Here is a 24,187-nt window from a genome sequence, read left to right on the forward strand (position 1 = left end):
CCTGTCACATCACGGCGTGCACCGCCGTCCCCGTCCGCCCCGGTAAAATGTCTTCCCTCAGCGTGCCCTCGGGAATGACGTAGTCTCCGGCATTCTGCCGCCGGTACGGAATCGGTCTCGTGCTCCACAGTTCGTCCAAGCGCCGGCCCAACGCATCGCTCGTCTGGGCGAAGCGGGCCTCGTCCATCTTGCTCGTCCGATGGACGACAAACGGCGGCAACACGTCGAAGCCCGGATAGAACAGCACGCCGTGATTGATCGGAAACAGGATGTCGTCGATCGGCCCGTTGATGCCGCGCGGGCCATAGTGCGTGTCCCACCCGCCGGTCGTGACGACCAGCATCGCGCGCTTGCCGGCCATCGAGCCTTCGCCATAGCGATCGCCCCAGCGCTCGTCGGAATGTTCGCCCACGCCGTAAGCGAAGCCGTACGCATAGACACGATCCACCCATCCTTTGAGAATCGCGGGCATCGAAAACCACCAGAGCGGAAACTGCAGAATCACGGCATCGGCCCACTTCAGCTTCTCCTGCTCGGCCGCGATGTCGTCGCTTTGAGTGCCGTTCGCATAGGCGTGCTTCGAATCGAGCGACGCGTGGAACGCAGTTTCCGGCTGGTGATCCGTGTTATCGGAAGCGTCGACCGGCGCCTTCCACTTCATGGCGTAAAGATCGGATACGCGGACGGTATGTCCGGCATCCTCCAGCCGCTTCACGGAAAAATCCTTCAACGCGCCGTTCAACGACGTCGGCTCCGGGTGCGCATAGACGATCAGTACGTTCATGACATCGATCTCCAAAGGTTGTTGGAGACACAGCGTACGGCTCGCTGAGCTATATTAGAAATGAATTACAAGCATGATAGGTATTGTCATGGATAATCGCCTCAGAAATCTCGATCTCAATCTGCTCGTGACGCTCGACATGCTGCTAGCCGAGCTGAACGTCACGCGTGCGGCGCAGCGGCTGCATTATTCGCAGCCGTCCGTCAGCGTCCAGCTCGCGAAGCTCAGGGATGTATTCGACGATCCTTTGCTGCTGCCCGGGCCGCGCGGCATGCGTCCGACGAAGCGCGCCGAGTCGCTGCGCGAGCCGCTGCGCGAAGCACTCGCCGCGATCGAGCGCGCCGTCACCCCGCCCCGCGCGTTCGATCCGGTGAGCGCCAATCAAACGTGGAAGCTCGCCGCGACCGACTATGCCGAATCGACGGTCGTGCTGCCGGCATTGCAGCGATTGCGCTCGGCCGCGCCGGGCAGCCGGCTCGCCGTCGTCGAGATGGCGCCGCCCCGCTTCGAGAAACAAGCTGAACAAGGCGAGATCGATCTCGCCTTTCATACGGTCGAGGGTGCACCGGAAAGCATGCGCCGCCGCCTGCTGTTCGCCGAACGATATGTGCTGGTGGGCCGCGCCGACCATCCGCGATTGAGGCGGCGGCCCACGTTGGCACAGTTTTGCAAGCTCGATCACGTACTCGTATCGCCCGAAGGCGGCGGTTTTCATGGCGTGACCGACGAAGCACTGCAAAAAGTCGGGCTCACGCGGCGCGTAGTCCTCTCCGTTCCGCACTTTCTATTTTTAGTGTCGGCGGTCGCGAGCACGGACCTTGTAGCGATGGCGCCCGCGCGGCTGGTGCAGGCAAACCCGGCGCTACGCGTGACGGACTCGCCGATCGAGGTGCCGGGCTACGAGATGTGCATGCTCTGGCACGAGCGGGTGCATCGGGATCCCGCCCATCAGTGGCTGCGAGAGCATATCGCAGCATCGGTGTAGAAGAGCAGCGAGCCCCGAACGCCGGCGGCTCGGGACTCGCTTACAGCGCATTAGCTTTTATCCGTGCGCCCCGGCTCGCACACGGTGCGGCCAAACCCGCACCGCCAGCGCGGCGAGCGACGTGGCCACCGCCATCGCGATCACGCCAGGCCATCCCCACTGCGCCAACATCAAGCTGCCGAGCGCCGCGCCCGCCGCCATGCCAATGAACATCCCGACGAACAGCACCGCGTTGAGACGGGCACGCGAGGCGGGATCGATGCCGTAGACGATGGTTTGATGCGCGATCAACGTCGTCTGAAATCCAAGATCGAAACCGACCGTCGCCACCGCGAGCAGCACCAGTTGGGCGTGCGGCGTCATGAACGAACCCAAGGCCATCGCGGCGAACGACGCCATCGCGACACCGATGCCCAGCCGCGTCACCATCTCGGGGCCGCGCCGGTCAGCCAGGCGTCCCGCGATCGGCGCAGCGAGCGCACCGGCTGCGCCGGCCAGCCCGAAGCCGCCTGCGACCGCACTGCCCAGATGAAACGGCGCCCCGTGCAGCAGAACCGCGAGTGTCGACCAGAACGCGCTGAAGCCCATCGCGAGCAGCCCTTGAGCGGTCGCGGCACGGCGCAGCGCTCGCTGGTGTTGCCAAAGATGGCCGAGAGAGCGGATCAATGCACGATATGAGAGGTGCGTCGTCGGTTTGAACGACGGCAGGCCGCGCCACGCGGCCAGGGCGATCGCGGCCACGCTGACCGCCGCGGCAACGAACATGGCGCGCCAGCCTGCATGCGCCGCGACCAAGCCGCTCACGACACGCGATAGCAGGATGCCGAACAACAGCCCGGTCATCACCGTCCCCACGATCTTGCCGCGCTGCGCGTCGGGCGCGAGCATCGCCGCGGCCGGCACGACGTCTTGTGCCATCGTCGCCGCCACGCCGATCGCAAAGCTCGCCGCGAGCAGGAAGCCGACCGACGGCGCGGCGGCCGCGAGCAGCAGCGCCACGACGAGCGCCATCGCTTTGGCCAGAATCACGCGGCGCCGGTCGTAACGATCGCCGAGCGGCGCCAGCAGCAATATCCCAAGGGCGTAGCCCAGTTGCGTCAGCGTCGGCACCATCCCGATCACGCGCGCGGATGCGCCCATGTCCGACTCGAGGACACCCAGCATCGGCTGGCAGTAGTACAGCGGCGCGACGCCGAGGCCGGCTGCTGCCGCGAGCAGCATGACGAGGCGCGAGGGCGGCGAAGCAACGGCATGGTGCACGGAAACGGGGCGAGACGCGCTTGTCTGCGTCGTATCGAGCATTTCAGTGGTAGACATGGTCAGGCACTCACAGACGGATCGAGGGAATGGATGCGAGTGTGACGGCCGAGACACGATGCCGGTAGTACCGCCGGATGAAGATTTGTTATACGCTGAACGTATGACTGAGAGAAATCGCTCCCCCAATACGCCGAAAGGTAAAGCGGCCGCTTCCGATTTTTCGTTGGATGGGGCGAGCCAGCGCTTTCAGCTGATGGAAACGTTCGTACGTATAGTCGAGTCAGGCAATCTCTCTGCCGCCGCAGCTCAATTGCACACCACGCAGCCAACGATCAGTCGCCGCTTGCAAGCGCTGGAACGCTCGCTGGGTGTGCGCTTGCTGCAGCGCTCGACGCATACGATGCGGTTGACGGTGGACGGCGAGCGATGCTTCAAGCGCGCCAAGGAATTGCTGGCGAGCTGGGCGTCGTTCGAAGCCGATGTGCGCGGCGCCCAAGAGGAGCCCGAGGGGCTGCTGCGCGTGGCGGTGCCGCACGCGTTCGGTCAGCAAAGATTGGTCGAGCCGCTGGTGCAGTATCTGAACGATTATCCGCGCGTGTCGGTCGAGTGGCTGCTGCAGGACGACGTGCACGATTTCATCGCCAAGGGGATCGATTGCGCGATTCAGGTGGGCGAGCCCAACGATCCGGCCGTCGTCGCGATCCGGCTGTCGAAGGTGCCGCGGATCGTGGCCGGCTCGCCGTCGCTGCTGCAGGGGGGCCGTATTCCGCAAGATCCGGACGAACTCGTCGCATTGCCGTGGCTGGCGTTGCGAACGTATTACCGAACCGAGTTGACGCTGACACACGAGGAAACCGGCGAGACGCGCCGCATCTCGATCGCCCCTCGCATCAGCACCGATAACCTCTACGCGCTGCGTAGCGCCGCCGTGCTCGGCATGGGCGCCTGCGTCAGCTCGGCCTGGTTGATTGCCGACGAGCTCGCCGACAAGCGTTTAGTCCTGCTAGCACCGAAGTGGCAAGCGGCCTCGCTGCCCGTCTACCTCATCTATCCGCATGCCCAGTTCTACCCATCACGATTGATCCGGTTCATCGCGCTGATGCGCGAAGCCGTATCCGTCGCGACGAGCGGAGCCTGGGTGAGCGAGACCTGAAACGGCGCTCAGGCGTATTCGTACACGCCGCGGCCCGTCTTGCGGCCGAGCCGCCCTGCCGCGACGAGTTCGCGCAGCAGCGGGCACGGACGATACTTCGGATCGCCGAGGTCTTTCACGAAGACTTCCATCACCGATAGGCACACGTCGAGCCCGACCAGATCGGCCAGCGCGAGCGGGCCGATCGGATGATTGGCACCGAGCTTCATGCCTTCGTCGATTTCCTCGGCCTTGGCCACGCCTTCCGCCAGGACGAAGAACGCCTCGTTGATCATCGGCACGAGAATCCGGTTGACGACGAAGCCCGGGCTGTTGCGCACGCCGATCGGCGACTTGTCGAGACGCGCGACGACATCGGTCACCGACGCCGCCGTGGCATCGCTCGTTTGCAATCCGCGGATGATCTCGACGAGCGGCAGCAGCGGCACGGGATTGAAGAAATGCATGCCGATGAAGCGCGAAGGCTCGGCGAGCGTCGCGGCCAGCGCCGTGATCGAAATCGACGACGTGTTCGACGCGATGAGCGTGCTCGCCGGCACGACCGCTTCGATCTGCTTGAGGATGCGCGTCTTCAGTTCGAGATTTTCGGTGGCGGCTTCGACCACGAGATCAACCGCCGCGAGACGCCCGTAATCGGTCGAAGTCTCGATCCGTGCCAGCGCGGCATCGCGCACGGCCGCATCGAGCTTGCCCTTGGCGACGAGCCGCTCGAGGCTCGAGCCGAGCGCGGCCAGGCCCTTGGCCAGCGCCGCTTCGGTCACGTCGATGAGGATCACCTTGAATCCCGATACCGCAGCCGTTTGCGCGATCCCATTGCCCATCGTGCCGGCGCCGATCACGCCCAACGTTTCGATTGTCATAGCTAGACCTAGACTGACTGAACTTACTGAAGATTTTCGAAAATCGCGGCAATACCCTGTCCGCCGCCGATGCACATCGTCACCAGCGCATAGCGCCCGCCGATGCGCTGCAATTCGTCGATCGCCTTGACCGTGATCACGGCACCCGTCGCGCCGATCGGGTGGCCGAGCGAAATGCCGGAGCCGTTCGGGTTCACCTTGGCCGGATCGAAGCCGAGCTCGCGCGTCACCGCGCAGGCTTGCGCGGCGAACGCTTCGTTCGCTTCGACGACGTCGATGTCGGCGACGGTCAATTTCGCCCGCTCCAACACCAGCCGCGTCGCCGGCACTGGGCCGATGCCCATGTGCAGCGGGTCGACACCGGCATGCGCGTAGGCCACGAGCCGCGCCAGCGGTTTGACGCCACGCCGCTCGGCCGCTTCGCGCGACATCAAGAGCACGGCCGCGGCCGCATCGTTGATGCCCGAAGCGTTTCCGGCCGTCACCGTCCCGTTCTCGCGCGCGAACACGGGCTTGAGCTGCGAAAAATCCTCGATCGTCGCGTTGTTGCGCACGTGCTCATCGGTATCGAACACGACGTCCTTGCCTTTGACGCGACGCGTGATCGGCACGATCTGCCGCTTGAAGCGGCCTTCGGCGATCGCGCGTTCGGCGCGGCGATGCGATTCCAGCGCGAGCGCGTCCTGGTCCTCACGGGAAATACCGAACTTGCGCGCGACGTTCTCCGCCGTCACGCCCATCGGCACCGCGTGAAATGGATCGTTGAGCGCGCCGAGCATCATGTCGATCAAGCCCGCGTTGCCCATGCGCGCGCCGAAACGCACGTCGGGGGCAATGTACGGCGCACGGCTCATGTTCTCCGCGCCGGCGCCGATCGCGATTTCCGCGTCGCCGAGCATGATGGTCTGCGCCGCGGACACGATCGCCTGCAAGCCCGAACCGCAGAGGCGATTCACGTTGAACGCCGGCGTGGTGTCGGGAATGCCCGCGTTGATCGCGGCAACGCGCGACAAGTAGAAATCCTTCGGCTCGGTTGCAATCACGTTCCCGAACACGACGTGATCGACGTGGGCGGCCTCGACGCCGGCGCGCGCCAGCGTCTCGCGCACGACGATCGTTCCGAGTTCGGTCGGCGCGAGGTCCTTCAAGCTGCCGCCGAATTTTCCGATGGCGGTGCGAACGCCGCCTACAACGACCACTTCCTTGCTCATTTCGTTCTCCTCAATGATCCGTCCGATCGGATCGACCGGTTCGATCCGTTCGATCGATTCGATCCGCCCATGAAACGCTGCTCGCTACATGTTCGAGTAGTTAGGACCGCCGCCGCCTTCGGGGGCGACCCATACGATGTTTTGCGTGGGGTCCTTGATGTCGCAAGTCTTGCAATGGACGCAGTTCTGCGCGTTGATTTGCAGCCGTTGGCCTGCGGTCTCGTCCGCCACGAACTCATAGACACCGGCCGGGCAGTATCGGCTCTCGGGGCCCGCATAGTCCTTCCAATTCACTTGCACGGGTACGCCCGCATCTTTCAGCGTCAAATGCGCGGGCTGATTCTCCTCGTGATTCGTGTTGGAGAGGAACACCGACGAAAGACGATCGAAACTGAGCTTGCCGTCGGGCTTCGGATACTCGATCGGCTTGCACTGCGATGCGGGCTTGAGCATCTCGTGATCCGAATGGCGATGGCGCAATGTCCATGGCACCTTGCCCCCGAACAGCTTCTGCTCGACGCCGACCATGAACGTGCCCATGTAGAGGCCCTTGCTCATCCACGGTTTGAAATTGCGTCCCCTGTGCAGCTCCGCATGCAGCCACGAGCCGGCGAACGACTGCGAATAGGCCGACAGTTCGTCGCCCTGGCGCCCAGCGCGCACAGCGTCGAATGCCGCATCGGCCGCGAGCATGCCAGTCTTGATTGCCGCATGGCTGCCCTTGATCCGTGAAGCGTTCAGAAACCCTGCCTCGTCGCCGACGAGCGCGCCGCCCGGAAACACGAGTTTCGGCAACGATTGCAGCCCGCCCGCGGTGATCGCCCGCGCACCGTACGACACGCGCTTGCCCCCTTCCAAGAAGCTGCGAATCGCGGGATGCGTCTTGTAGCGCTGGAATTCCTCGAACGGCGAAAGATAAGGATTCGAATAGCCGAGACCGACGACGAAGCCGACGATGACCTGGTTATCGCCCATGTGATACAGGAACGAGCCACCGTACGTTTGCGTATCGAGCGGCCACCCGGCCGTATGAACCACGAGACCGCGCTGGTGCTTGGCCGGATCGATGTCCCACACTTCCTTGATGCCGATGCCGTAGACCTGGGGATCGGCACCGTCGCGCAGCTTGAAGACGTCTTGCAGCTGCCGGCCGAGATGGCCGCGCGTGCCTTCGCAAAACAGCGTGTACTTCGCGTGCAGCTCCATGCCGCGCTGGAAGTTGTCGGTCGGGTGGCCGTCCTTGCCGATGCCCATATCGCCCGTGGCGACGCCCTTCACCGAGCCGTCGTCGTGGTACAGCACCTCGGCCGCAGCGAAGCCGGGGAAGATCTCGACGCCGAGCGCCTCGGCTTGCTGACCGAGCCAACGCGTGACGTTGGCAAGACTCACGACGTAGTTGCCGTGATTCTTGAAATTATCGGGCAGCATCCAATTCGGAACGGCCGTCGCCCCCGTCTTCGAGAGGAACAGGAAGCGGTCTTCGGTGACCTCGACGTCCAGCGGTGCGCCCTTTTCTTTCCAATCGGGAATCAGCTCGCCGATTGCGCGCGGATCCATCACGGCACCCGACAGGATATGCGCCCCGATCTCGGAGCCCTTTTCCAACACACAGACGCCGAGCTCGACGCCCTCTTGCGCCGCGCGCTGTTTCAGGCGAATCGCGGCCGACAGCCCGGCCGGGCCGCCGCCGACGATCACCACGTCGTATTCCATCGATTCGCGTTGCGAGGCCGTCGTCGTCATGCTTATCTTCCCTTGAAACTCGGAGTCGGCTCAGAGTCAGAATTGTTCGATGTCTAAAGCGAGCCAGCCTTCGCCACCCTTCGCGCTGACGATCGACGCCTGGAGTGCGGCGGCGTGCGGCAGCAAGTGTTCGGCGAAGAATCGAGCGGTCAGAATCTTCGCGCCGTGGAACGAAGGATCCTCGGCACGCTTGTCTTGCGCGACGAGTGCAGCGCGCGCCATCTGCCAGCCGCCGAGCACGAGGCCCGCGAGCTTCAGATACGGCACGCTGCCCGCGAATACGGCGTTCGGGTCGGTCTTGGCCTGCTTGACGACGAAGTCGACCACGGCAGCCAATGCATGCCGCCCTGCTTCGAGTTGCGTCGCAATCGAGCTGAACGAACTATCCGAACTATCGCCGTGCGATTTCAAGGCTTCGACCGTCTTGTCGATTTCGCCCAGAAGCCCTTGCGCCACGGCACCGCCGTCGCGCAGCGTCTTGCGCCCGACGAGGTCGTTCGCCTGAATCGCGGTCGTGCCTTCATAGATCGGCAGGATCCGAGCGTCGCGGTAGTACTGCGCCGCGCCCGTCTCTTCGATGAATCCCATCCCGCCATGTACTTGCACGCCCAGGCTCGTCACGTCGAGCGACAATTCCGTGCTCCAGCCCTTCACGATCGGCACGAGGTATTCGTAAATCGCCTGATGTTCGGCACGCACGCGCTCGTCGGCGTGGCAATGCGCGATGTCGCTGTGAGCCGCCGCCACGTAGGCGAGCGCACGCGCCCCCTCGGTCAGCGCGCGCATCGTCGCGAGCATGCGGCGCACGTCCGGATGATGAACGATCGTCACGGCTTGCTTGGCCGAACCGTCGACGGGGCGGCTCTGCACGCGCTCCTTCGCGTAGGCCACCGCCTTCTGATAGGCACGATCGGCCACGGCCACGCCCTGCATGCCGACCGCGAAGCGCGCCGCGTTCATCATGATGAACATGTATTCGAGGCCGCGATTCTCCTCGCCGATCAGGTAGCCGACCGCGCCGCCGTGGTCGCCGAATTGCAGAACGGCCGTCGGGCTCGCCTTGATGCCGAGCTTGTGCTCGATCGAGACGCAGTGGACGTCGTTGCGCGCGCCGAGCGTGCCGTCCTCGCCGATCATGAACTTCGGCACGATGAACAGCGAGATCCCCTTCACGCCCTCGGGCGCACTGGGCGTGCGTGCCAGCACGAGATGGACGATGTTCTCGGCCATGTCGTGCTCGCCCCACGTGATAAAGATCTTCGTGCCGAACACGCGGTAGGTGCCGTCGCCCTGCGGCTCGGCGCGCGTGCGCACGAGCGCGAGATCCGAGCCCGCCTGCGGCTCGGTCAGGTTCATCGTGCCCGTCCACTCACCCGAAATGAGCTTCGGCACGTAGCGCTGCTTCTGCTCTTCGCTGCCCGCGGTGAGCAGCGCTTCGATGGCGCCGTCCGTGAGCAGCGGGCACAACGCGAACGAGAGATTCGAGGCGTTCAGCATTTCGATGCAAGGCGTCGCAATCAGCTTCGGCAAGCCCTGCCCCTCGTATTCCGACGGATGCTGCACGCCCTGCCAGCCGCCCTCCGCGAATTGGCGGAACGCTTGCCTGAAACCGGGCGATGCCGTGACCACGCCGTCTTTCCACGTGCTCGGGTTGCGGTCGCCTTCGACGTTCAGCGGCGCCAGAACTTCGCCGCAGAGCTTGCTCGATTCCTCGAGCACCGCCTGCGCCGTGTCGAGGCCGGCTTCCTCGAAACCGGGGAGACCGGCCACCTCGTCGAGACCGGCCAGCTCTTTCAGCACGAACAGCATGTCCTTGATCGGGGCGGTGTAGCTCATAGCGAACTGTCCAAAGGAGTGTGGGAAACCAGCATGGCACGATATGACATATACGGCCACGTCGGGATGATATGAACGAGATCGTAACGAGAAATGGCCGCCGCCGGCTGGCTAAACCGGACCACCTACTGACAAATCTGGCCAAAAAATCAAAAAGGGCCAGAATCATGGGCATCGCGCTATGCCCGGCGGCGGTAGGTTCCGGGCGTGCTGCCCGTCCAATGGCGGAAGGCTCGGTGGAAGGCGCTCGGATCGTCGAAGCCGATATCGCCGGCGATCTTCATGATCGTCTCCTCGGTTTCCGTGAGGCGCTGGATGGCAATGTCGCGCCGAAGTTCGTCCTTCAATGCTTGGAACGCGGTTTCCTCGCCGGCAAGACGCCGGCAGAGCGTGCGGACCGAGCAATGGAGGTGCTCGGCCGCTTGTTCGATCGTCGGCAAGTCGGGCAGTTGCGCGGCCAGATATTGACGCACGCGATGGCTGACCAACTGCTCGCTGAACGAACCGAAGATCCAATCGCCGGGCGCGCGCGCGAGAAATTTGCCCAAATTGCGCTTGCTCTGACGAATCGGCATGTCGAGGTACGCCGCGCTGAATCGCATCAGCGTCCCGTCGCAGTCGAACAGCACCGGCCCCGAAAAGAAGTAGCGATGATCGAGCGCATGGGCCGGGCGCGGGCATGCCAGGTCCACTTGAAGCAGCGGGATGTTCTGGCCGATAAGCCAGGACGACACGCCGTGGACGAGTTTGAGCATCAACTCATGCCCCAACGGCCCGATGTGATGGAACACGGGATTGGCGCGCAACGTCAGTTGAGCGATGGGCCCATTGCGCCGCGATTCCAAGCGGAAATCGTCGAGCACGATATGGAAGAACTGACAGAAGCGATGCAGCGCCGTTTCGAGGTTGCGTGCGTCGAGCAAGCTCAAGCAAAGAAACTTCAGCGTGCCGCTGCGCAGCGGGCGGCTGAAAAAACCCGGCATTTCATCGTCGAGTGCGATGGCGATCGCCTGATAGAACGTCGAGAATTGCTCCTCCGTTACACGCGCGCCGGGCTCGGCCAACAGTTCCGGCGCGATGCCGGCCTCTTCCAGATAGCGGCGAATCGTTTCCGGACGCGCCTCGGCACCCGCGAGAAAGGCTTTCACGAGGGAGATCGGCACGGTGGCGACCGGCGGCTCGGGCGACGCGTTTTGCGCGGCCGCGAGCGATTCGTCGAGGTTCGAGCGATGCATAGGTCGCGTCAGGATACCAGTGCCCGTTGCGCCCCGCGCTGCCCGCGTTCGCTAGCTCGGCGCTTGGCAAAGACTGCCGATGCGCCCTTGACGCACGAAGCCTAGCGTTTCGTAGAGCCGGATCGCGTGATAGCTTTCGTCGGCGACGATCACCAAGCGGTCGCGCGCACCGGCGGCGCGCTTGATGACCTCCGAGAGCAGCGTCCGGCACACGCGTTTGTTGCGCTGATCCTCGCGCGTGACTATCGACTGAAAACGGCCGATGCTTCCGAAAAAGAACAAGCCCAAGCTTCCAACGAGTTCGCCGTCGAGGAACGCGCCCCACCAATTGCCCCGCTGCCGCTCGATCAGCGAGCGGTAGGCCGAGCGCTGAAACTCGACGCACCGTTGTGATACCTCGCTCTCGGGGTCGGGCATGTTGGCGAGCGAGATGCGCGCCCAATCGTCCCAGTCGCGATCGAATTCGAAAAGCCGGACGTCGATGGACTCGTTGATTTGCGCGCAATGGATGGCGTTGCTTTCGGCGACGAGCACGCTGAACATCGTGGCCTCATAGCCTCGAGCGGCGTACGAATCGAGGGCGCCGGCCGCGCCCTCGGTCCCCGCCTCGCCCTCGTTCTCGGGCCAAGCGAAGCTGCGATGCGCGATCGACGGCGGCAGGCCGACGAGGCGCGCGAAGTCGTCCTCCAGACGTTGACGGTCGTCCTGAGCGGGACGGCCGTCGAGGACCAACATATTTCCCGAGAAATAATCCGGTGCCTGCGCCGTGCGCATAACGACATAACGATCGTCATGCGAGACCGAGCCGATCTCGGCATGCAGCAATAGATCCGTTGCCAGTCCTAGGTTTTCTTGTAGTTGCCGACGCATACGAAATGACTTCGTTGGAGCGGCGACGTGGCATCGCCACGCGCGCAGCCTGAGCAAAAGGGAGGCAATGATAGCGGCTCACCGTCGTTCGTGCTCGCGTTCGCGCTCGCTATCGTTGCGCTGACTCGAATGCGCTCAAAATCTGATACGCAGCGCGCACACGTTCGTCGATGGGGAAGTTTTTATTGGCGAGCAGAACGATCCCGAGACGCTTTTCAGGAACGAAGGCGATGTAAGCACCGAAGCCGTTCGTCGATCCGGTTTTGTTGATCCAGACATCCTGGCTCGGTGTCTGCGGTGGTGCGATGCGCGATACCGGCGTGGGGTTCAAGATGACCGCCGCCGAATTGCCTTGCAGCAACGCGTCCAACGCCACGGGATACGCGTATTGCTCCCAGATCAGATCTTGGGTCATCGAGCCTGCCCGGTAGTAGCCCGTGTGGGTCTGCGTGACGGCGCGCTGCCATTTGTCGTCGAGCTTGGCGAGCCTCATGTTCGCTTCGAGGAAGCGAAGCACGTCGGACGCCGTCGTCTTCACGCCGTAAGCCGGTGCCGAGAGCATGCCCGGCGACATGCGAATCGGGGTCCCTTGCTTCGTATAGCCCTGCGCATAGTCCGCCTCGCGTGCGGCTGGAACATCAATGAACGTGTTCTTCATTCCAAGCGCGGGGAACAGCCGCTGCTGCATGAGCGATGTGAAGTCGTCGTTCATGCTTTTCGCGGCGATATCGCCGAGCAGGCCAATACCGATATTCGAGTAAGTGCGATAGGTGCCAGGCGCATAGGCCGGCTGCCACGCCTTCAAGTATGCCGTAAGGTCGCCGTCGTTTTTGATTTGATCGGGCACTTGCAGCGGGATGCCGCCCGGCGTGTGCGTGCCGAGATTCACGAGCGGGACGGCACCGAATTTCGTGTCGCGCAATGCCGGCAGAAATTTGCTCGCCGGATCCGACAGAGATAGATCGCCGTTCGTGTCAGCGTACGAAACGAGCGTCGCGGTCAGCGTCTTGCTGACGGAGCCAAGCTCGAACAGCGTTCGATCGCTGACGGGGCTGCTTGGCGAGGCCGATGCGACGCCGTAGTTGAAGACGTAGGGCTTGCCGTCTTCGATGATGCCGACGGCCATGCCGTGAATTGCGTCCTTTTGCATGAGCGGCTCGATCACGGCATCGACGGCTTTACGGACGCTGGCTTTCGTCGTTTCGGCCGCGTGGCCGATCGTTGCCGCCGCGCCTGCGGCGAAGGCGATCGTGGCGGCAAGGCTGATCATTCGACCTTTCATCGGTCTGATTCTCCAGGGGTTTGGTACTTCGGTGAATGTTTGAGACGAACATGAGCAAAGCGTCTGCGAGACTGGCGCGACTCAACAGTTCCGCTTGCATATCAGCTGACGTCCGGCATCGCATCGATGCTCGCGTTGACTGCGGCGATGCGGAAATATCCGCCGATCGGCAGCCGAAGACAAACGACGATCATTTGAGAAAGGGTAAAGAAAAACTATGAGCTCGATTATTTTGAACGACACGGCCCATGCGAGAGAGCGCGGGATGATATATGATATGGATATCACGCTTGGAGCCCCTGATATGAGCCGGATCCTTATCGACCTGCCCGATGCCCAGCTCTCTGAACTCGCGGCATTGGTTGAAGCTGAGCAGCGCCCGCGCGCCGCAGTTATCCGCGATGCGATCGAAGCATATATTGCGTCGCACAAACGCGCGCGAGGCGCTGACGTGTTCGGTCTGTGGAAGGACAAAAAAGTCGACGGGCTTGAATATCAGCAGAAGCTCCGCTCGGAATGGTGAAAGCGCTCTTCGATACCAACATCCTGATCGACTACTTGGGAGGCGTAGCTGCGGCCAAGAAGGAACTCGCACGCTATGAAGAACGAGCCATCAGCGTCATCACATGGATGGAAGTGCTCGTGGGCACGCCCGTGGACGACCAGGCGGCGATTCGATCTTGGCTTTCCTCATTCCACGTCATTGGACTAGACAGCGAGATCGCCAGCCGAGCAGTCGAAATCCGCAAGCGGCGCCGAATCCGCCTGCCCGATGCGATCGTTTGGGCGTCCGCGGATACCCATTCCCTGCTGCTGGTCTCCCGCAACACGAAGGATTTTCCTGCCGACGAGCCAGGCGTGCGTGTGCCTTACAAGATGTAGCGGCGTTAAACGGCCCCGGCATCGCAAACGGATCAACCCGCCGGGCTTCGGGCCGATCGCTTATGCCGCTCTCGATATCGCGCCGGCGTTTCGTCGGCGATATGGGACTCGGGCGCACCGGAGACCTCGAAAACATTCGACATGACATACCCTCCTGGATGAACAGGGGGCGATGTTAGTCGCCGCTAAAGAACGGCAATGCATCACGCGCGCCATATGCTGGCCATGCTGGCCGTTTTCCGCCAATGAACTCAATGCGCCCAACGCGTCGTCGCATCTACTTGCGGCCACCTCATCCCTGTCCCTCCCGAACGAAATCGATGAAAGCACGCAGCGGCGCCGGCACGTGCCGATGGCCGGGGTAATAAAGAAATGGCCCGGTGAACGGGACCCACCAAGGTTCGAGAATGGGTTCCAACTGGCCGCTGTCGAAGTACGGCCGCAACATGTCCTCGAATAGATGAACGATGCCGGCACCTCCGACCGCCACGCTGATAGCCAAATCTAGCGACGACGCGGGCTTGACGAGCAACGGGCCGGCCGGATCCAGTTGATACGTCTCGTCGCCACGCCGATACTGCCAGGTCACCATCGCGCCGCTCGAGAATTGGATGCGCATGCACGCATGCGAAAGCAACTCGCGGGGATGAGTCGGCCTTCCACGCGCAGCGAGATAACCCGGCGCCGCCGCCGTCGCGAGGCGCTGCACGCGCGGGCCGATCGGAATCGCGATCATGTCCTGCTCGAGCCGCTCGTCGTAGCGAATGCCCGCATCGCAGCCGATCGAGAGCACATCGACGAACCCATCGTCGACGATCACTTCCACACGCACACCGGGATAAGCCGCGATAAACGCCCCCACGATACTCGGCAAAGACGTGCGCGCCGCGCTCGACGGCACATTGAGCCTGAGCGTGCCGGTGGGCGTATCGCGAAACGCGTTCAGAACGTCGAGCGCCGCTTCCATCTCGCCGAACAACGGCGTCAGCCTCTCGAGCAAATGCAAGCCGGCCTCGGTCGGCGCGACGCTGCGCGTCGTTCGATTCAGCAGGCGCAGGCCGAGCTTGCTTTCCAAGCGCTTGACCGCCGTGCTCAAGCTCGATGCCGATACCCCGCTCGCCCGCGCCGCATCGCGGAATCCGCCCGCGCGTGCGACCGACGCGAACGCCGCAAGGTCATTGAAATCCATGGGAACAGTTAGGTTAGAGCAGTGGCGACAGTTGGGGTCGTTGGGACCGTTCATTGTTCATAATTTTGAACGGCCTGTGCAACTTAAATCGGATTATCGAACAATGCAATCGCTTCCATAATCCACAGCGTCGACCAACCAACCAGGAAAGCGCCGTGTCCTCATCGCCAGTCGAAACTACCTACCCCTTCGCCGGACATACCGTCCGCCGCCTCGGCTACGGCGCCATGCAACTGGCCGGGCCCGGCGTATTCGGCCCGCCGAAGGATCGCGATGCAGCATTGAGCGTGCTGCGGGAAGCCATGGAACTGGGTGTCGATCACATCGACACCAGCGACTTTTACGGGCCGCACGTCACGAATCAAATCATCCGCGAGGCGCTGCATCCGTACCCCGAATCGCTCGTCATCGTGACGAAGGTCGGTGCGGTTCGCGGAGACGGAGGATCATGGCTGGCCGCGCAAGAGCCCGAGGATATTCGGCGCGCGGTGCATGACAACTTGCGCAACCTGAAGCTCGATGCCGTGGACGTCGTGAACATGCGGCTCATGTTCGATACGCATGGGCCGAAGGAAGGATCGATCGAAAAACAAATCACCGCGCTCGCCGAACTGCGGCGCGAAGGACTCGTCCGGCACATCGGGCTCAGCAATGCCACGGCGGCGCAGGTCGCCGAAGCGCAGCACATCGCGCCGATCGCCTGCGTGCAGAACCACTACAACTTGATGCATCGGCACGACGACGCGCTCATCGACGACCTGGCTGCGCAGGGAATCGCTTATGTGCCGTTTTTCCCGCTGGGCGGGTTCTCGCCGATTCAGTCGGCCGCGCTATCGAAGATCGCGCAATCGCTCGGAGCCACGCCGATGCAGACGGCGCTCGCATGGCTGCTGCACCGGGCGCCGAACATCCTGCTGATACCGGGGACGTCGTCGCTCGGCCATCTGCGCGAAAACATGGCTGCCGAGGCGTTGCATCTGTCCGCCGAAACGCTCGCCGAACTCGATGCGGTCGGGCGCCTCGCTGGGTAGCTTTCGTTATTTCGTCAAGAAAAGAGCTTTCTCAACTCGGCCAGCGACTTGCGTTGCTGGCCCTGCTCGTCGAAGTTATCGGCGGCGAGCCAAGCTTGGAATGCTTGCTTTTGCAGCGGCCATTGCTTGTCGACGATCGAGAACCACGCGGTATCGCGATTGCGGCCTTTATAAACGACGATCTGCCGAAAGATGCCCTCGAACTCGAAGCCGAGGCGCTCCGCGGCCGCGCGCGACGGCGCATTCAAGCTGTCGCACTTCCATTCGTAGCGCCGATACCCTAGCTCGTCGAACACATAGGACATCAACAGGAACTGCGCTTCCGTCGAAATCGGCGTGCGCTTGAGCAGCGGCGAAAACGTGACGTGACCCACCTCGACGACACCGTGTACCGGCTCGATGCGCATCAGCGCCAGCGTGCCGACTGCCTTCCCGGTCTTGAGATCGATGACCGCGTAATGTCGCGGATCGGTACTGCGTGCCGCCGCCTCGGCGTGGCGCCGGTAGACTTGTGGATCGTCGAACGGCCCGACCGCCAAATAGGTCCAGTCGCGGCCGTCGGGCGCCGCCCGATAAGCCGCGTAAAGATCGTCGGCATGGCACTGAGCATCGAGCCGTTCTAGGCGGCAATATGTCCCTGCGAGCGTCTCGGCGCTGGGCAGAGGTCGCGCCGACCAGGTGGGCACGGGTGCGCCGATCGGTTGGCCGTATTCGTTGGTCAAGTTGGACATGGGTTCTCCCGATTGGCGTTGTGGACGGGACACTTTAGAATTTCTCGTGGCCCGCAGAAAAGAGCCACAAAAGCACGATTTGATGGTGCCACGAATACGATCGACGTAGCGGATCCACGGAGCTTTCCACCCGCATGCCAGACCTTGACGAGTCCGCCGGCCCCGTGCTGGACCTACTGCTCGAAACACCGCTCGTTAGAGATCGGAACGGCGCCTCGCTGCAGCGGCAATTGCACCAGCGCATTCGAGGCGCGATCCTGGACGGCCGCTTCCCGTCGGGCTGCCGCTTGCCGGGCTCCCGAGCGCTCGCGGCCGCGCTCGGCATCTCGCGCAATAGCGTTACCACTGTTTATGAGCTGCTCGGCACCGAGGGGTATATCGCGCTCAGCCGCCAGGGAACGCGGGTCAGCACGCTCGAGCGGCCCGCAGGCCGCCCCCGCGCGGCGCGACAGACGGCCGCGCCGGCAATCGCGCAGCGAGCGGCTCGGGTGAGCGACAGCACCCTCAACGCCGGCGATAACCTGGCGCTGCGGCCCGGCGTGCCGGCGCTCGCGCGCTTTCCCTTGGGCGCATGGAAAAACTGCCTCGATCGTGCCGTGCGGGGCGCGGGAACGTCGGGCCTCTGGTACGGAAACCCTCAAGGCGAGCCGGCCTTGCGCACGGCGATCATGCGGCACCTCGCCGTCGCGCGCGGCGTGCGCTGCGAGCCCGAACAAATCGTCATCACCGAGGGGGCGCAGGAAGCATTGACGCTGTGCGTGCGTCTCGTCACGAATCCGGGCGATACGGCCTGGGTCGAAGATCCTGGCTACCGCGGCGCCAAGACGGCCATGCTCTGCGGCGATCTCGACGTCATCCCCATGCGCGTGGACGAGAACGGATTGGCCATCCCCGAGAGCGCATGGACCACACAAACGCCACGGCTCGTTTATACCTCGCCTTCTCACCAATATCCGACAGGCGCCGTGCTCACAGCGGCGCGCCGGCTCGATCTGATTGGCAAGGCGCAGCAGCACGGCGCCTGGATCATCGAAGACGACTACGACAGCGAGTATCGCCATTCGGGCGAACTGGTCGGCGCGATGCAAGGCCTCCTCCCGCATGCGCCGGTGTTTTACGTGGGCACGTTCAGCAAGACGCTGTTTCCGTCGCTGCGCTTGGGGTTTCTCGTCCTGCCGGAAGCGTTGGCCGCGAAAGCCGCGCCGCTGTTGAAGGAGACGCTGCGCGGCGGTCACCGCTACGAACAGCTTGCCTTGGCCGAGTTCATCGAGAGCGGGCAGTTCACCCGCCATCTGGGACGCATGCGCCGTTTGTACAAGCGGCGCCAAGATGCCTTGCGCGCAGCCTTGAAGCAATATCTCGACGTACCGCACACGGTGGACGGCGGCGACAGCGGCATGCATTTGACCATCCGGCTGCCCGGCGATTGCTCCGACGTGCGCATCGCCGAAGCCGCGCGCGCGTTCGAGATGGCGCCGATGCCGCTGTCGCGTTTTGCCATGCATCCATTGCCCGAGGACAACGGCCTCGTGCTCGGCTACGGCAACACGTCGGAGTCGCTGTTCGTTCCGCTGATTCAGCGCCTGGCCAAGCTGGTCGAAGCGGACCGGCAAGCGAAGGCGGAACGGACGACATCAGCGTAAATCGATGCAAATCGGCGCGGCGGCAAGGACTGCGTACAATACGCGGCTCATCGATCCAACCCGCGGGACGTAAGCCATGGCAATGAAGAAATTCGACCTTGAAAAGAACAAGGCGCTGAAACTGACACAATCGATGAAGCAGTCGCAGTCCGACCGCTTCGGCAAAGGCGCGGCCGAAACGCCGGCGAATCGCCGCGAGCAGCGCAAGCTCGACCAGGCGAAAGGCCTGGTGGCGTTCGCGTGCAAGCTCGACGGCGACCTCGTCGCAGAACTGAAGGAACGCGCAGCCGTGCATCCCGAAGGCATGACGGGGCTGCTCGACGAACTGTTGCGGCAAGCTCTGGCGAAAGCGAACTAGACGGGGACGCGCGCGGTCGGGGCTCCGCCAAAAAATCGCCACATAAAGCGCCATACCGCCATACCGAGCCGTAATCCGCCCGTAATGGAGCGTTACCAATCTCGCATGGCTCTTTCACATGTATCGCGGGGCCACCCCTACACTGGGCTCGTCTTCAACAGAAACGAGCGCAAGTAACGCGCAAGGAGTGACCCCATGAACAAGAAGCTCGTCGCAGTGATCGGTATCGGTGTCGCGGCGCTCGCGATGTCCAAGCTTGCATCGGCCCACGTCGATATCGGCGTTGGCATCGGTATCCCCGCACCGGCTTACGTCGAGCCGGCCCCTGTCTATGTCGCGCCGCCGCCGGTCGCCGTAGGCTACTGGCGCGGCGACGACGGCTGGCGCCAACGCGAATGGCGCCGCCGCGAGTGGCGCGAGCATCAATGGCGCGAACACGAGTGGCACGAGCATCACGGTTGGGGCCGAGACTAAGCGGCTAGCCCGGCTGAGTCGTAGGTCGGATCGGTTAAGCCCCAACCGCCGGGCGTCGACTACGACGCCCCCGTTCCACCCACCGGGCTTTCGAGCCAATGCACGCTGAACAGGCGCGCTTCGTCGGTCCAGACGGGGCCTGGCCGAAAGCCCGCCGCCACAGCCAGCTTCCGAAAGCCTTCGATCGTGAACTTGTGCGAGTTTTCGGTATGAAGGCTTTCTCCTTCGGCAAAGCTGAAATCCTGCCCCGCCACATGAACCGTCTGCGCACATCGGCTCAGCAGATGCATTTCGATCCGGCATCGGTACGGATCGTAAAACGCGTAATGCGCGAATTGGCGCAAATCGAAATCGGCCGATAGCTCCGCATTCGCCCGCTTCAGCAAATTCAAATTGAACGCCGCCGTCACGCCTTGTGCATCGTTATAAGCGCGATGCAAGGTTTGCGGGTCTTTGACGAGATCGACGCCGACGAGCAAGCCGCCGCCTTCGAGCAAGCGCGCGGCCAATCGCAGGAAGGTCATCGCTTCGTCGCGATCGAAGTTGCCGATCGTCGAACCGGGAAAGAACCCCACTCTGCGGCCTGTAGAGGCGTCGAGCGCCGACAGCCTGTCTTCCTGCATGTAGTCGGCCGCGACGGGCCTCACTTGCAGCCATGGGCATTCGGCGTGCAGCCGGCGCGCGGCCTCTTCCAAATGCGCGGCCGATATGTCGATCGGAAAATACCGGCGCGGCAATGCGCGAGCATCGAACGAGCGCAGCAGCACGCGAATCTTCTCGAGCGAGCCCGCGCCGAATTCGATGATGTCCGATTGCGGCCCGATCACCTCGGCCATCTCGCGCCCGTACCGTTCGAGAATGCGGCGCTCGGTGCGCGTCGGGTAATACTCGGGCAGCTCGCAAATGCGATCGAACAGCGCCGAGCCTTGCGCATCGTAGAAGTATTTCGGTGCGACGCTGCGCGGGGTCTTGGACAAGCCGGCCAGCAAGTCGCGGCAAAACGCACTGTCGTTACGATCGGCTCGGAGCTGCCGAGGGGGCGCGCCCGTAAGCGCCGCTGCGTCAGTTGTCTCGTACAAGGCGTACTCCCGTGAATTGCCAGCGGGCCGCCGGCGGGAAAAAGTTGCGATACGTGCGGCGCGTATGCCCCGGCGGCGTCGCGATACTGCCGCCGCGCAACACTTGCTGCCCCACCATGAACTTGCCGTTGTATTCGGCCGCTACGCCGGCCAACGGACGAAACCCCGGGTAAGGGTCGTACGAGGAGCGCGTCCATTGCCAGACGTGCCCCGTCATCTGCTCGATGCCCGGCGTGTCGAACGCCGCCTCCCACTCGAATTCGGTCGGCAGCCTGGCGCCCGCCCACTCGGCGTAGGCCGCCGCTTCATAAAAACTGAGATTCGAAACGGGGGCATCGGGATCGAGCGCCGTCAGGCCCGACAGGCCGAAGACGCGCCAGTTCCCGCAGTCGTCCGCATGCCCCTCGTCGCGGACCCAATAGATCGGTGCGGTCAATCCATCGCGCTGCACGGCGGCCCAACCGTCGGACAGCCAAAACTCGGCGCGCGCATAGCCGCCGTCGGCGATGAACGCCAGGTAGTCGCGGCATGTGACGAGCCGGTGCGCGATGTCGTACGGCCGCAGCAGGTATTCGTGGCGCGGCCCCTCGTTATCGAAGGCAAAGCCTCGACCCTCATGGCCGATACCGACAACGCCGCCCGCTTGATGCAGCCACTCGACCGGCTGCGCACGCCTTGCCTTTTGCTTGGACGGGGTATCGGTATTGCCCGGTTCGGGACGATAGGCCGGCATCAGCGGATTGCACGAGAGCGCATGCACGATGTCCGTGAGGATCAACTCCTGATGCTGCTGCTCGTGATGCAAGCCGAGCGTAATGAGCGGTTCGATGACCTCCCGCGTGTCGGCGTCCGCGCCCGTCATCAGCATCGACATCGATTCGTCGACATGACGCCGGTAGGCATGCACGTCTTGCAAGGACGGCCGCGTCAGCAGACCGCGTTGCGGGCGCGCATGACGAGGCCCCAATGCTTCGTAGTACGAATTGAAGAGGTAGGCGTAGCGATCGTCGATCGGCCGATACCCCGGCAGGTGGGGCTTCAGCACGATCGTTTCGAAGAACCACGTCGTATGGGCGAGATGCCACTTCGTGGGGCTCGCGTCGGGCATCGACTGCACGCCCTGGTCTTCCGTCGAAAGCGGTTCGGCAAGCGCCATGCTGTGCCGCCGAACCTCGTCGTAAGCGCGCTGCAATTCAGATACGACGATGCTCATCGGTGCGCTCCTGTCAAAGGAAAGGACGGGCCGGCAAAAACCGGACCATCATCGTTGTGCAGGTCGCGGTGCCCTGACCGCGAAGCGTTCTAATTTAAAGTGTTTTCGGCGCGGCTGCTTGCACGTGCGCTGGACATGCGAACGACGCGAACGATGCGAACCATGCGAATGCACCGCAAGCCCACGCGCGATCGCGTCGTCGATCATATGAGACAGCCGTGACAAGAATCGTTCGAGCCGAGTCGCGTCGAACGGGGAGTTTGGCGGGATTCGCCAGAGGGAGAGCTTGAGCGGTGCTTTTTGCATCCGGGCATCGGAGCAATCGGCGTTCCAGGCCTCCCGCGACTGCGACGCGATGAGCGGACAAAGGCGCGGCCGCTCATCGCGGCTCGCGCCGTCATGCACCCTCACGCAGCCGCTGCCGCGCTTATTGCACGATCCGCGTCACGCCGCGGCCGCGCGGGTCGGCCACGGCCTCCGGGGTGCGTCCGTCCACCTTGATCACTTGGATATCGCCGTTGAAGCTTTGGCCCTTCAGCACGTAGCCCTTGGCTTCAAGCGCCTGCGCGAGTTCGCCTTCGATCGGCTTGTACGGCTCCCAGAAGATCGTGTTCGGCGGCAGCAGCTGGTGATGGAAGCGCATGGCAGCGACGGCGTCGGAGAGCGGCATATTGAAGTCGTAGACATCGCTGATCACCTGGAAGATCGACGTGAAGATACGCGAGCCGCCGGGCGTGCCGATCACCATCGCCACCTGGCCGTCCTTCGTCAGGATCGTCGGCGTCATCGACGACAGCGGCCGCTTCTTCGGCGCGATCGCGTTCGCGTCGCTGCCGACGACGCCGAACATGTTCGCTACGCCGGGCTTCGCCGAAAAGTCGTCCATCTCATCGTTCAGGACGATGCCGGTGCCGTCCACGACTTCACCGGAGCCGAAATAGCCGTTCAGTGTGTAGGTGTTGGAGACGGCATTGCCCCATTTGTCGACGATCGAAAAGTGCGTGGTCTCGGCCTTCTCCGGCATCGACGTGCCGAGCCCCGGCTGCACCGACTTCGTGTCGCTGGGCTTGTTCGGATCGACCTCCGAGGCGCGTTTCGCGAGATAGGGGTCGTCGATCAGCTGCGCGACCGGCACTTTGTAGAAATCGGGATCGCCGAGATACTGGGCCCGGTCGGCGAACACGCGCTTCTCGATCTCGGCGACGAGATGAATGTATTGCGGCGAGTTGAGCTTGACGCCCGTGAAGTCGTCCTTCAAATCGGCCTTCATCTTCAGCAACTGCACGAGGCCGACACCGCCCGAGCTCGGCGGCGGCGCCGTGATCACACGAAAGCCGTTCCAGTCGGCCTCAACGGGCTGCCGCCATACGGCCTTGTATTCGCGCAGATCCTCTTTCGTGATGAGGCCGCCGCGCGATTTCATCGCCGCGGCGATCAGGCCGGCCGTCTTGCCCTCGTAGAAGCCCTTGGCGCCTTGATCGGCGATGCGCGTCAGCGTCGCGGCCATTTCAGGCTGCTTGAAGGTCTCGCCGGCCTTCAGCTGTCCAAAATATTGTCCGAAGTTCGTCTTGTCGCCGAAATCCTTCGCCGCGTTATCGCGCCGCTCCTGCAACTGTTCGCTGACCTCGAAGCCGTCGCGCGCGTAGTGGATCGCCGGGGCGAGCACCTGCTTCCACTTCAGCTTGCCGAAGCGCTTTTGCACTTCCCACATCCCCTCGACGGTCCCGGGCACGCCGACCGCGCGCATGCCGACCAAGCTCATGCCCTTGATGACGTTGCCGTCCTTGTCGAGGTACATGTTTTTCGTCGCGGCCAGCGGCGCCCGCTCGCGATAGTCCATGAAGTACGGCTTGCCGTTGACGTAAAGCGTCATGAAGCCGCCGCCCCCGATGTTGCCCGCCTCGGGATAAGTCACGGCGAGCGTGAACGCCACCGCCACGGCGGCGTCTACCGCATTGCCGCCTTCCTTGAAAATCTGCTGGGCCGCATCGGCACTGAACCCGTCCGCCACGGCCATGGCCGACGCGTCCAACACGGGCTGCTGCGCGCCCGTCTTCGCCAGGGCCGGCGCGGCCGAGACGAAACCGAGCGCGACGCTTGTAACCGCGATCAATCCTTTCACGCGGGCGGACATTCCGATTCGAGTCATCGTGTTCATTGGCGATCCTCCATGGTGGTCTGCGGTCTCCAATTCCAGGCAACGCTACGGCACGGCAATAGTCGAAATGACCTGTCCGTCGCTTATAGCACGCGCATTTTCATTCCGAAATAACGAAATGGCGTAGGATTTTCCCCGGCTTGGGCAGGCACGTTTTTTTGCGGCGCCCGTTCCGAACCCCCGTCCGGTCCGCCGGGCGATAATTGCGGA

At 63.3% G+C, this 24,187-nt stretch carries 22 protein-coding genes; 8 read left to right on the forward strand and 14 right to left on the reverse strand.

Features of this window, described 5'->3' with window-relative positions; all coding sequences use genetic code 11:
• Positions 1-4: 4 nt before the first annotated feature.
• Positions 5-784 carry an NAD(P)H-dependent oxidoreductase gene (locus DWV00_RS16615; protein WP_115534703.1) on the reverse strand — a complete coding sequence of 260 codons (780 nt, stop codon included), beginning with the start codon at positions 782-784 and terminating at the stop codon, positions 5-7.
• A 73-nt stretch (positions 785-857) separates the two neighbouring features.
• On the opposite strand from DWV00_RS16615, the gene DWV00_RS16620 reads away from it, so the two are divergent.
• Positions 858-1,769 (forward strand): LysR family transcriptional regulator, encoded by a 912-nt coding sequence (locus DWV00_RS16620; RefSeq protein WP_115534704.1) that lies wholly within the window; start codon positions 858-860, stop codon positions 1,767-1,769.
• Between the two features lie 57 nt (positions 1,770-1,826).
• Here DWV00_RS16620 and DWV00_RS16625 read toward each other — a convergent pair whose 3' ends face one another.
• Positions 1,827-3,086 (reverse strand): MFS transporter, encoded by a 1,260-nt coding sequence (locus tag DWV00_RS16625; RefSeq protein ID WP_115534705.1) that lies wholly within the window; start codon positions 3,084-3,086, stop codon positions 1,827-1,829.
• A gap of 196 nt (positions 3,087-3,282) precedes the next feature.
• Here DWV00_RS16625 and DWV00_RS16630 point away from each other — a divergent pair, with 196 nt between their 5' ends.
• Positions 3,283-4,182, forward strand: a complete 900-nt coding sequence (locus DWV00_RS16630; protein WP_245964922.1) for a LysR family transcriptional regulator — start codon at positions 3,283-3,285, stop codon at positions 4,180-4,182.
• Between the two features lie 8 nt (positions 4,183-4,190).
• Here DWV00_RS16630 and DWV00_RS16635 read toward each other — a convergent pair whose 3' ends face one another.
• From DWV00_RS16635 to ampC, 7 genes are all read right to left on the reverse strand, one after another.
• Positions 4,191-5,042, reverse strand: coding sequence for a 3-hydroxybutyryl-CoA dehydrogenase (locus DWV00_RS16635; protein ID WP_115534707.1), 852 nt, complete (start codon positions 5,040-5,042; stop codon positions 4,191-4,193).
• Between the two features lie 23 nt (positions 5,043-5,065).
• The gene (bktB, locus tag DWV00_RS16640) at positions 5,066-6,253 is read right to left on the reverse strand and encodes a beta-ketothiolase BktB (protein WP_115534708.1); all 1,188 of its coding nucleotides are present in this window, start codon (positions 6,251-6,253) and stop codon (positions 5,066-5,068) included.
• An 84-nt stretch (positions 6,254-6,337) separates the two neighbouring features.
• Positions 6,338-7,996 (reverse strand): electron transfer flavoprotein-ubiquinone oxidoreductase, encoded by a 1,659-nt coding sequence (locus tag DWV00_RS16645; RefSeq protein WP_181885487.1) that lies wholly within the window; start codon positions 7,994-7,996, stop codon positions 6,338-6,340.
• A gap of 36 nt (positions 7,997-8,032) precedes the next feature.
• Entirely contained in the window at positions 8,033-9,832 is a 1,800-nt protein-coding gene (locus DWV00_RS16650; protein ID WP_115534709.1) for an acyl-CoA dehydrogenase, read from the reverse strand.
• A gap of 179 nt (positions 9,833-10,011) precedes the next feature.
• Entirely contained in the window at positions 10,012-11,067 is a 1,056-nt protein-coding gene (locus DWV00_RS16655) for an AraC family transcriptional regulator (protein WP_115534710.1), read from the reverse strand.
• Positions 11,068-11,118: 51 nt separating this feature from the next.
• Positions 11,119-11,937 carry a GNAT family N-acetyltransferase gene (locus tag DWV00_RS16660; RefSeq protein ID WP_115534711.1) on the reverse strand — a complete coding sequence of 273 codons (819 nt, stop codon included), beginning with the start codon at positions 11,935-11,937 and terminating at the stop codon, positions 11,119-11,121.
• Between the two features lie 109 nt (positions 11,938-12,046).
• The gene (ampC, locus tag DWV00_RS16665; RefSeq protein ID WP_115534712.1) at positions 12,047-13,219 is read right to left on the reverse strand and encodes a class C beta-lactamase; all 1,173 of its coding nucleotides are present in this window, start codon (positions 13,217-13,219) and stop codon (positions 12,047-12,049) included.
• A gap of 304 nt (positions 13,220-13,523) precedes the next feature.
• Between ampC and DWV00_RS16670 the strand changes: the two genes are divergently transcribed.
• Both DWV00_RS16670 and DWV00_RS16675 read left to right on the forward strand, forming a co-directional pair.
• Positions 13,524-13,742 (forward strand): ribbon-helix-helix protein, CopG family, encoded by a 219-nt coding sequence (locus tag DWV00_RS16670; RefSeq protein ID WP_115534973.1) that lies wholly within the window; start codon positions 13,524-13,526, stop codon positions 13,740-13,742.
• Entirely contained in the window at positions 13,736-14,101 is a 366-nt protein-coding gene (locus tag DWV00_RS16675) for a type II toxin-antitoxin system VapC family toxin (RefSeq protein ID WP_115534713.1), read from the forward strand. The genes DWV00_RS16670 and DWV00_RS16675 overlap by 7 nt, the downstream gene beginning before the upstream one ends.
• Before the next feature lie 292 nt (positions 14,102-14,393).
• Here DWV00_RS16675 and DWV00_RS16680 read toward each other — a convergent pair whose 3' ends face one another.
• Positions 14,394-15,290 (reverse strand): LysR family transcriptional regulator, encoded by an 897-nt coding sequence (locus DWV00_RS16680; protein ID WP_115534714.1) that lies wholly within the window; start codon positions 15,288-15,290, stop codon positions 14,394-14,396.
• A gap of 155 nt (positions 15,291-15,445) precedes the next feature.
• Here DWV00_RS16680 and DWV00_RS16685 point away from each other — a divergent pair, with 155 nt between their 5' ends.
• Complete coding sequence (locus tag DWV00_RS16685; RefSeq protein ID WP_115534715.1) at positions 15,446-16,321, forward strand: aldo/keto reductase family oxidoreductase; 876 nt, start codon at positions 15,446-15,448, stop codon at positions 16,319-16,321.
• A 14-nt stretch (positions 16,322-16,335) separates the two neighbouring features.
• Here the strand turns inward: DWV00_RS16685 and DWV00_RS16690 are convergent, their stop codons facing one another.
• Positions 16,336-17,052, reverse strand: a complete 717-nt coding sequence (locus tag DWV00_RS16690; RefSeq protein ID WP_115534716.1) for a GNAT family N-acetyltransferase — start codon at positions 17,050-17,052, stop codon at positions 16,336-16,338.
• 134 nt (positions 17,053-17,186) lie between these two features.
• Between DWV00_RS16690 and pdxR the strand changes: the two genes are divergently transcribed.
• The 3 genes from pdxR (at position 17,187) to DWV00_RS16705 (ending at position 19,527) form a co-directional block, all read left to right on the forward strand.
• A complete protein-coding gene (gene pdxR, locus DWV00_RS16695; protein WP_115534717.1) occupies positions 17,187-18,695 on the forward strand; it encodes a MocR-like pyridoxine biosynthesis transcription factor PdxR in 1,509 nt (502 codons plus the stop codon).
• Between the two features lie 76 nt (positions 18,696-18,771).
• A complete protein-coding gene (locus DWV00_RS16700; protein WP_115534718.1) occupies positions 18,772-19,053 on the forward strand; it encodes a hypothetical protein in 282 nt (93 codons plus the stop codon).
• Positions 19,054-19,248: 195 nt separating this feature from the next.
• Complete coding sequence (locus DWV00_RS16705) at positions 19,249-19,527, forward strand: hypothetical protein (RefSeq protein WP_115534719.1); 279 nt, start codon at positions 19,249-19,251, stop codon at positions 19,525-19,527.
• Between the two features lie 59 nt (positions 19,528-19,586).
• Here DWV00_RS16705 and egtD read toward each other — a convergent pair whose 3' ends face one another.
• From egtD to ggt, 3 genes are all read right to left on the reverse strand, one after another.
• The gene (gene egtD, locus DWV00_RS16710; RefSeq protein ID WP_115534720.1) at positions 19,587-20,606 is read right to left on the reverse strand and encodes an L-histidine N(alpha)-methyltransferase; all 1,020 of its coding nucleotides are present in this window, start codon (positions 20,604-20,606) and stop codon (positions 19,587-19,589) included.
• Complete coding sequence (gene egtB, locus DWV00_RS16715; RefSeq protein ID WP_115534721.1) at positions 20,590-21,819, reverse strand: ergothioneine biosynthesis protein EgtB; 1,230 nt, start codon at positions 21,817-21,819, stop codon at positions 20,590-20,592. The genes egtD and egtB overlap by 17 nt, the downstream gene beginning before the upstream one ends.
• Before the next feature lie 427 nt (positions 21,820-22,246).
• A complete protein-coding gene (gene ggt, locus DWV00_RS16720; protein ID WP_115534974.1) occupies positions 22,247-23,953 on the reverse strand; it encodes a gamma-glutamyltransferase in 1,707 nt (568 codons plus the stop codon).
• Positions 23,954-24,187 lie beyond the last annotated feature (234 nt).

Origin of the sequence: Trinickia dinghuensis, assembly GCF_003367175.1 — a bacterium.
Lineage (GTDB): Bacteria > Pseudomonadota > Gammaproteobacteria > Burkholderiales > Burkholderiaceae > Trinickia > Trinickia dinghuensis.

Bases quoted from the DNA above. Each gene is read 5' to 3' on its own strand.
- DWV00_RS16615 (WP_115534703.1), bottom strand. From the start codon at position 784: ATGAACGTACTGATCGTCTATGCGCACCCGGAGCCGACGTCGTTGAAC.
- DWV00_RS16620 (WP_115534704.1), top strand. From the start codon at position 858: ATGATAGGTATTGTCATGGATAATCGCCTCAGAAATCTCGATCTCAAT.
- DWV00_RS16625 (WP_115534705.1), bottom strand. From the start codon at position 3,086: ATGTCTACCACTGAAATGCTCGATACGACGCAGACAAGCGCGTCTCGC.
- DWV00_RS16630 (WP_245964922.1), top strand. From the start codon at position 3,283: ATGGAAACGTTCGTACGTATAGTCGAGTCAGGCAATCTCTCTGCCGCC.
- DWV00_RS16635 (WP_115534707.1), bottom strand. From the start codon at position 5,042: ATGACAATCGAAACGTTGGGCGTGATCGGCGCCGGCACGATGGGCAAT.
- bktB (WP_115534708.1), bottom strand. From the start codon at position 6,253: ATGAGCAAGGAAGTGGTCGTTGTAGGCGGCGTTCGCACCGCCATCGGA.
- DWV00_RS16645 (WP_181885487.1), bottom strand. From the start codon at position 7,996: ATGACGACGACGGCCTCGCAACGCGAATCGATGGAATACGACGTGGTG.
- DWV00_RS16650 (WP_115534709.1), bottom strand. From the start codon at position 9,832: ATGAGCTACACCGCCCCGATCAAGGACATGCTGTTCGTGCTGAAAGAG.
- DWV00_RS16655 (WP_115534710.1), bottom strand. From the start codon at position 11,067: ATGCATCGCTCGAACCTCGACGAATCGCTCGCGGCCGCGCAAAACGCG.
- DWV00_RS16660 (WP_115534711.1), bottom strand. From the start codon at position 11,937: ATGCGTCGGCAACTACAAGAAAACCTAGGACTGGCAACGGATCTATTG.
- ampC (WP_115534712.1), bottom strand. From the start codon at position 13,219: ATGAAAGGTCGAATGATCAGCCTTGCCGCCACGATCGCCTTCGCCGCA.
- DWV00_RS16670 (WP_115534973.1), top strand. From the start codon at position 13,524: ATGAGCCGGATCCTTATCGACCTGCCCGATGCCCAGCTCTCTGAACTC.
- DWV00_RS16675 (WP_115534713.1), top strand. From the start codon at position 13,736: ATGGTGAAAGCGCTCTTCGATACCAACATCCTGATCGACTACTTGGGA.
- DWV00_RS16680 (WP_115534714.1), bottom strand. From the start codon at position 15,290: ATGGATTTCAATGACCTTGCGGCGTTCGCGTCGGTCGCACGCGCGGGC.
- DWV00_RS16690 (WP_115534716.1), bottom strand. From the start codon at position 17,052: ATGTCCAACTTGACCAACGAATACGGCCAACCGATCGGCGCACCCGTG.
- pdxR (WP_115534717.1), top strand. From the start codon at position 17,187: ATGCCAGACCTTGACGAGTCCGCCGGCCCCGTGCTGGACCTACTGCTC.
- DWV00_RS16700 (WP_115534718.1), top strand. From the start codon at position 18,772: ATGGCAATGAAGAAATTCGACCTTGAAAAGAACAAGGCGCTGAAACTG.
- DWV00_RS16705 (WP_115534719.1), top strand. From the start codon at position 19,249: ATGAACAAGAAGCTCGTCGCAGTGATCGGTATCGGTGTCGCGGCGCTC.
- egtB (WP_115534721.1), bottom strand. From the start codon at position 21,819: ATGAGCATCGTCGTATCTGAATTGCAGCGCGCTTACGACGAGGTTCGG.
- ggt (WP_115534974.1), bottom strand. From the start codon at position 23,953: ATGTCCGCCCGCGTGAAAGGATTGATCGCGGTTACAAGCGTCGCGCTC.